The following is a 6,567-nucleotide window of genomic DNA, read 5'->3' on the forward strand; positions in this document are numbered from 1 at the left end:
GGCTGCCCGCCGCGCGGTCAATGCCCCATCGCCGGCCCCGCACCCTTCCTCGGCTTCGTGACCCACACGAGCAACGCGAGTGCGCCGAACATGAACGCCGACAGCAGGAAGAAGTCGTTGGTCGCCATCATGAAGCCCTGCTGAGTGACGAGCTGGTTGAGCTGCGCATTGGCCGTCTGGCCGACGATGCCGAGCTGCGACAGCGCGCCCTGGTAGTCGGTCGTGCTCTGCGCATACACGCTCACCGATTCCGACAGCCGCGCGTGGTGGTAGATCGCGTCGTTCTCCCAGAACGTCGAGCTGGCCGCAGTGCCGATCGCACCGGACAGCGTGCGCAGGAAGTTCGACAGCCCCGATGCACTTGCGAGCCGCTCGTCGGGGATGCTCGACAGCGTGATCGTCGTCATCGGCACGAAGAAGCACGCGACGCCGATCCCCTGCACGAGACGCGGCAGGATCACATGGTTGAACGGCACGTCGAGCGTAAACGTCGAGTTCCAGATCGACACGCCGGCGAACACGATGAACGCGAAGCTCGCGACCATCCGCAGGTCGAGCCGGTGCATGTTGCGGCCGATCAGCGGCGACAGCACGAGCGCGAGCAGCCCGACCGGCGCGGTCGCGAGGCCGGCCTTGCCGGCCGTGTAGCCCATCACCGTCTGCAGCCACAGCGGGAAGATCACGACCGAGCCGAAGAACGCCATGAAGCCGAACGAGATGATCATCGCGCCGAGCGCGAAGTTGCGGTCCTTGAAGAGCGACAGGTCGACCACCGGCTCCTTCTCGGTCGCCTCCCACACGAGCATGAACGCGAGCGACACGACCGCGATCAGCGCCAGCGCGACGATGAACGTCGAGTTGAACCAGTCGCGGTCCTTGCCGAGGTCGAGCATCATCTGCAGGCACGACACGCCGATCACGAGCAGCGCGAGGCCGATCGCGTCGATCCGCTGCTTCGACGTCTTCGTCTCGCGGCCGCGCAGCAGGAAATACGCGCAGGTCGCCGAGAAGAGGCCGATCGGCAGGTTGATGTAGAAGATCCAGGGCCACGTGTAGTTGTCGCTGATCCAGCCGCCCAGCAGCGGGCCGAAGATCGGCGCGACGATCACCGTCATCGCCCATAGCCCGAGCGCGAGCCCGCGCTTCGCGGGCGGGTAGCTGCGCATCAGGATGGTCTGCGACAGCGGCACCATCGGCCCCGACACGAGGCCCTGCAGCAGCCGAAACGCGATCAGCGTCTCGAAGTTGGTCGCGAGGCCGCACAGCGCCGATGCGACCGTGAACGCGAGCACCGACAGCGTGAACAGGCGCACCTCGCCGACCCGCCGCGCGAGCCAGCCGGTGAGCGGCACCGCGATCGCGGAAGCCACCGAGTACGACGAGATCACCCACGTGCCTTCGCTCGTCGCGACGCCGAGGCTGCCCGAAATGGTCGGCACCGCGACGTTCGCGATCGACGTGTCGAGCACTTCCATGAAGGTGCCGAGCGCGAGCCCGACGGTGAGCAGCGCGAGTGCACCGCCTGACAGCGGTGCGGGCGAAGCGGCCGGCGAGGCGGCAGATGCCGTGGTGGCGGACATCGAAATCTCCTAGACGCGGCGCGCGCGACGCGCCGGCACAACGCACGGGCGTGCGCCGCAGCGCAGCCCGGCCGGGTGGAACGGATCAACGGAAAAGGGGAGCGCGTGCCCTGTCATCTTCTGCCCAGACAGATAAATAAGCGAACGCTTAACCTAGACATGGGGCCTCCGCGCACATCAGCCGTCCGCCTCTTCGTCGGGTTTCGGGCAACCGGTCGAGCCGGGCCCGTTGGCGATGAAGCGTTGCAGCAGGCCGGTGAGCGTCGTGAGCTCGTCCGCCGAGAAACCGTCGAGCTGCGCGTTGAGCGCAGTCGCGATCAGCGACGGCAGCGCCCGGGCGGCGTCGGCGCCGCGTTCGGTCAGCGTCAGCTCGATCATCCGGCGATCCTGCTCGCTGCGCGAGCGTGCGACCAGCCCCTTGCGTTCGAGCCGGTCGAGCATCCGCGTCATCGAACCGCTGTCGTACGACATCTTGCGGGACAGCTCGAACGGCGTGCGCGCATAGCCGCGCGACAACAGCAGGATCACGCCGATCTGCTGCGCGGTGAGGTCGAGCGGTTCGAGCGCACGGTCCATCCGCTCGACGAGCGCCTGCTTCGCCTTCGACAGGTAATAGCCGAGGCTGGTTTCCAGCGCGATGTTCTCGGGATCGTAGAGGCCGCCGGTCATGCGATTGCGCGCGCAGCAATAGTGCGTTTCAGATTTAAACGCGCCCAGTATCTTGAAAATTAATTGCTTAGTCAATATTATTTGAGGCAACCAGTTACGACGTGCATGTTGCACTGCCGGAGACTATGTTCTGACCGATGCGCCCGCGCTGCGGGCACCCCGAGGATGTTCGCGATGCTGTTCCTGAAAAATGCCGCCGGCGCGCTGCGCCGCAACCTGACCGATACCGCTCATCATGCGTTTTCCGGGCCGCACCGCGGCTGGAAGATCGCGCTGTACGTGACGATGCTGGTGGTCCCGGGCGGCTCGCTCGCGGCGCTCGGGTTCGCATGGTTCGATCATCGCCGGCAGCGCAACGCGAAAGACGGCGCTCGCCGCACGGGCCAGCCGGCCGCGACGGAGCCGTCGACATGGCGGTCCGCCGCCGAACCGCTCCCGCTGCCCGCGCGCTGCCACTGACATCGCGCGTCTCCCGCCTTCCTGACTGCTCCGACTGAGCGCCGGCCGCACCCCGCACGGCCGGCGTCGCACACCCGTCTTCCCGCCCGCTGGCCGTAATGGCCGGTAAACCGGCCGCTCGTGCCGGTAACACATTCCTGTCGCCGCGCACCGTACCCTTGGGGCTGCGCAGCTTTCCCGCCGTCAGTTACCATTTGTCCGCCAGCGGCACGACGACCGCATCGCGCGACGCCGCTCGCCGGACGTCGCGCCCAGACAGGAAAATCACCATGCCGTACGCCACCCTCCCGCGCGCCCTTCGCCCGCTGAGCGCCGCCGTCGCCGTTGCGACGGCCGTGCTGCTCGCCGGCTGCGCCGTCGGGCCCGACTATCACCGGCCCGACACGTCGATCCCCGCCGCGTACAAGGAGGCGCCGGCCGGCTGGAAGGTCGCGCAGCCCGCCGACCGCACCGACCGCGGCGCGTGGTGGTCGGTCTACAACGATCCGCAGCTCGATGCGCTGATCGACAAGCTCAACGCATCGAACCAGACCATCGCGCAATCGGCCGCCGCGTACCGGCAGGCGCGCGCGCTCGTCACCGAGGCGCGGGCCGCGTATTTCCCGACCGTCGGGCTGACCGCATCGGGCTCGCGCGCCCGCACGCCGCGCGCGTCGGTGTCGTCGGGTTCATCGTCGAGTTTCGGCAGCGGTTCGACCGGCTCGATCAACAACAGCTACAGCATCGGCCTCGACGCAAGCTGGGAGCCCGACCTGTGGGGCAAGGTGAGCCGTACGGTCAGCGCACAGCGCGCCGGCGAAGCGGCCGCCGCGGCCGATCTCGCGAATGCGCGGCTGTCGCAGCAGGCGCTGCTCGCGCAGACCTATTTCCAGCTGCGCACGTCCGACGCGCTGCAGAAGCTGCTCGACGACACCGTGAAGTCGTACGAACAGTCGCTGAAACTCACGCAGAACCAGTACGCGCAGGGCGTCGCCGCACGCGCGGACGTGATCCAGGCGCAGACGCAACTGCAGAGCGCGCAGGCCGCGTCGATCGACAACGGCGTCGCGCGCGCGCAGTACGAGCATGCGATCGCGACGCTGATCGGCGAGCCGGCATCGACCTTCTCGCTGCCACCGAATCCGCTCACGGCCGAGCCGCCGATCACGCCGGTCGACGTGCCGTCCGCGATCCTCGAACGCCGGCCCGACATCGCCGCGGCCGAGCGCCGTGCAGCGGCCGCGAACGAGCAGATCGGCGTCGCGATCGCCGCGTTCTTCCCGACCCTCACGCTGTCGGCCACCGGCGGCTTCCAGAGCTCGGTGTGGTCGCAGCTGTTCACGCTGCCGGCGCGCTTCTGGACGGTCGGCCCGCAGCTCGCGGCCACGCTGTTCGACGCCGGGCTGCGCGCCGCGCAGACCGACGCCGCGCGTGCGACCTACGACCAGGACGTCGCCGCGTACCGCCTCGCGGTGCTCACCGCGTTCCAGGACGTCGAGGACAACCTCGCGTCGCAGCGCATCCTTGCGCAGGAAATCGACGTGCAGCGGCAGGCGGTCGACAGCGCCGAGCATTCGCTCGCGATCGTCACGAACCAGTACAAGGCGGGCACGGTCGCCTACCTGAACGTGCTGACCGCGCAAACCACCGCGTTCACCGCGCAGCAGAAGCTCGCGACGATCTCCGGGCAGCGGATGACGTCGTCGGTCGGGCTCGTGAAGGCGCTCGGCGGCGGCTGGAACGTAGCGGAGATGGCGCGCGAGAACGGCGACATGGCGGCACCCGTGCCGGCGTCCGGTGCGGCCGCACCCGCGGCCACCGCACCGTCGGTTGCCGCGCCGCTCGCGCAGAAGTAGGAAGGGAAGGGCGACGCGCGCGTCAGCGCTGCGCGTCGCCGAACATCAGCGACACCTCGTTGTTCCCGATCGGGTGGCCGAGCAGGTTCAGCAGCCCCGCGAGGTTCGCCTGCTGTTCGGGCGCCGAATGCGCGGTGCCGCGGAACGATCCCTGGCCCGGGCCGAAGTTGCCGTGACCGTCGAGGAACAGCGGGCCGTGCGTCGTCGACAGGTCGAGGTCGGCGCCGGCCCCCTTCGCCTGCAGCACCGCGCGGTACGAACCGAGCGGCTTCACGCGCGAGACGCGCGAACTCATCGAGTCGATCGTCACCGTCAGCTGGCCGAACGCGTTGTTGCCGATCAGGCGCCAGTCGCTCCAGCCGAGCCGCACGTCGCCCTGCAGGTCGAGCGTGTTGAACGGCGTGCCGAGCCCCGCGAGCAGCGATGCGGGCACGGCCATCGTGCCCGCCGACAGCACCGCGCCGCGCCACGTCGCATCGAGCGTGACCGCATCGGGCATCGCCTCGGTCTGCCGCATGCGCATCTGCACGCGCCCGGTCAGCAGCGGCCAGAAACCCGTGGTCCATTCGACCCGGCCCGGCAGCAGCGTCGCCGCGCTCTGGTCGGCCCCCGGCGCGAGCATCAGCGTGCCCGAGCCGTGCCACAGCGACCCGTCGGGATCGACGAGATTCACGTGCCCGCCGGTCGCGCGCGCGAACTGCGGTGCGATCCACGCGGCCGGCGCGAGCGCGACGAGCGTCACCGCCGTCGCCAAGCCTCCTGCCAGTACCCACGGCAATGCGGTGGCGAGCCGCTTGATCCCCGGCCTCATCGGCCGACCGCCACTTGCGTCATCCACTGCGTCATTTCTGCGTAGACGGTTGCATCACGGCCGTCAGGTCGACCTGGCCGTCGTCCTTCAGCGCGGTCGCATGTGCCTCGCCAACCTGCACCTTGAACTGCCGGCGCGCATCGTCGAGCCACTGCGTCCACGCCGGGAACGACACGTTCTTCATCTGGACCTGCACGCCGTTGCCGACGATCTGCACCTGCGCGCCCTGCAGCCCGTGATCGGACAGCGACGCGGTCAGTGCATCCTTCAGCGCGAGGCCGGTCGGTGCCACACCCTGCGCGGCGGCCGTCAGCGACTTCGCCTCGTTCGCCTGCGCGGTCATCTGCGCGAGCTCGCGGCGCATCGTCGGCAGCTCGCGCTGGATCCGTGCGCGGCCGTCCTGCGCGGGCGACCACAGCACCGAATACGCGATCGCGACCGCCAGCACGGCGCCGCCCCAGCCGAGCAGCATCTTTTCGCGCTGGGAGCGCTCGCCCCAGAACTGGGCCAGCGTCTGGTTCAGTTGTTCCGTTTTCATGAGCGGCTCCGGATCGTCCATTTGCCCGTGTTGCTGTCGACTTCGCCGGACAGTCCGTTACGCGCGAGGCGCTGCGTGAAATCGGGATCGACCTTGACCTCCGGCTTGAAGCCGACGTCGAGCTTCCGGTCGTGATAGTCGAGCGACGCGATGCCGTTCAGCGGCAGCGCGCCCATCGAACGCGACAGCCCGCTCGACAGCGCGAGGAAATCGTTCGGCGACAGCTCGCCGGCCGCGAGGCGCAACTGGTCGAGCTGGCGCTGCATCTGCGCGGGCGGATCGAGCACCGTCGTCGTCTTCGGGAACGCGGACAGCAGCGTCTCGGTGATCTGCGCGGACAGCGCATCGCGTTCGCGCGACAGCTTCCACCAGTGCAGGTTCATCCCGATCACCGCCACGCCGAGGGTCGCCGCGACGAGCGCGAGCGGCACGCGCAGGCGCTTCACCGTCGCGCGGTCGAAGCGCCACGGCTGCGATTCGAATTCGAACTGGCACAGGTCGAACTTCTCGGTCAGCGCGCGCCGCGCGAATGCATCGAACGACAGCGGCGCGGCGCCCGGCAGCAGCGGGCCGTCGGCGCGGCCGACCGACGCGAGCCGCGGCTCCGCGCCCGGTTCGCCGAGTTCGTACAGTTCGACGTCGCCGCCGCCCGCCAGTGCGGCCAGCGTGCCGGCC

The 6,567-nt window shown here is 69.2% G+C and carries 7 protein-coding genes; 2 read left to right on the forward strand and 5 right to left on the reverse strand.

Going from position 1 to position 6,567, the window contains the following annotated elements:
- Positions 1 to 17: 17 nt before the first annotated feature.
- Both BDO18943_RS36985 and BDO18943_RS36990 read right to left on the reverse strand, forming a co-directional pair.
- On the reverse strand, positions 18 to 1,580 hold the full coding sequence (locus tag BDO18943_RS36985) for a DHA2 family efflux MFS transporter permease subunit (RefSeq protein WP_175026079.1): 1,563 nt from the start codon (positions 1,578 to 1,580) through the stop codon (positions 18 to 20).
- Positions 1,581 to 1,757: 177 nt separating this feature from the next.
- Positions 1,758 to 2,249 (reverse strand): MarR family winged helix-turn-helix transcriptional regulator, encoded by a 492-nt coding sequence (locus BDO18943_RS36990; RefSeq protein WP_175026080.1) that lies wholly within the window; start codon positions 2,247 to 2,249, stop codon positions 1,758 to 1,760.
- A gap of 174 nt (positions 2,250 to 2,423) precedes the next feature.
- On the opposite strand from BDO18943_RS36990, the gene BDO18943_RS36995 reads away from it, so the two are divergent.
- Positions 2,424 to 2,708: a multidrug ABC transporter ATPase gene (locus BDO18943_RS36995; protein WP_011350474.1), complete on the forward strand. Its 285-nt coding sequence runs from the start codon at positions 2,424 to 2,426 to the stop codon at positions 2,706 to 2,708.
- Positions 2,709 to 2,977: 269 nt separating this feature from the next.
- Complete coding sequence (locus BDO18943_RS37000; RefSeq protein ID WP_175026081.1) at positions 2,978 to 4,543, forward strand: efflux transporter outer membrane subunit; 1,566 nt, start codon at positions 2,978 to 2,980, stop codon at positions 4,541 to 4,543.
- Positions 4,544 to 4,565: 22 nt separating this feature from the next.
- On the opposite strand, the gene BDO18943_RS37005 is transcribed toward BDO18943_RS37000, so the two are convergent.
- The 3 genes from BDO18943_RS37005 to gspL form a co-directional block, all read right to left on the reverse strand.
- Complete coding sequence (locus BDO18943_RS37005; RefSeq protein ID WP_175026082.1) at positions 4,566 to 5,354, reverse strand: type II secretion system protein N; 789 nt, start codon at positions 5,352 to 5,354, stop codon at positions 4,566 to 4,568.
- A 31-nt stretch (positions 5,355 to 5,385) separates the two neighbouring features.
- Entirely contained in the window at positions 5,386 to 5,892 is a 507-nt protein-coding gene (gspM, locus tag BDO18943_RS37010) for a type II secretion system protein GspM (protein WP_175026083.1), read from the reverse strand.
- Positions 5,889 to 6,567 (reverse strand): type II secretion system protein GspL (gene gspL / locus BDO18943_RS37015; protein WP_175026084.1); only part of this gene is annotated, 679 nt, incomplete at its 5' end. The genes gspL and gspM, both read right to left, overlap by 4 nt.

This window comes from Burkholderia aenigmatica (assembly GCF_902499175.1).
GTDB lineage: Bacteria > Pseudomonadota > Gammaproteobacteria > Burkholderiales > Burkholderiaceae > Burkholderia > Burkholderia aenigmatica.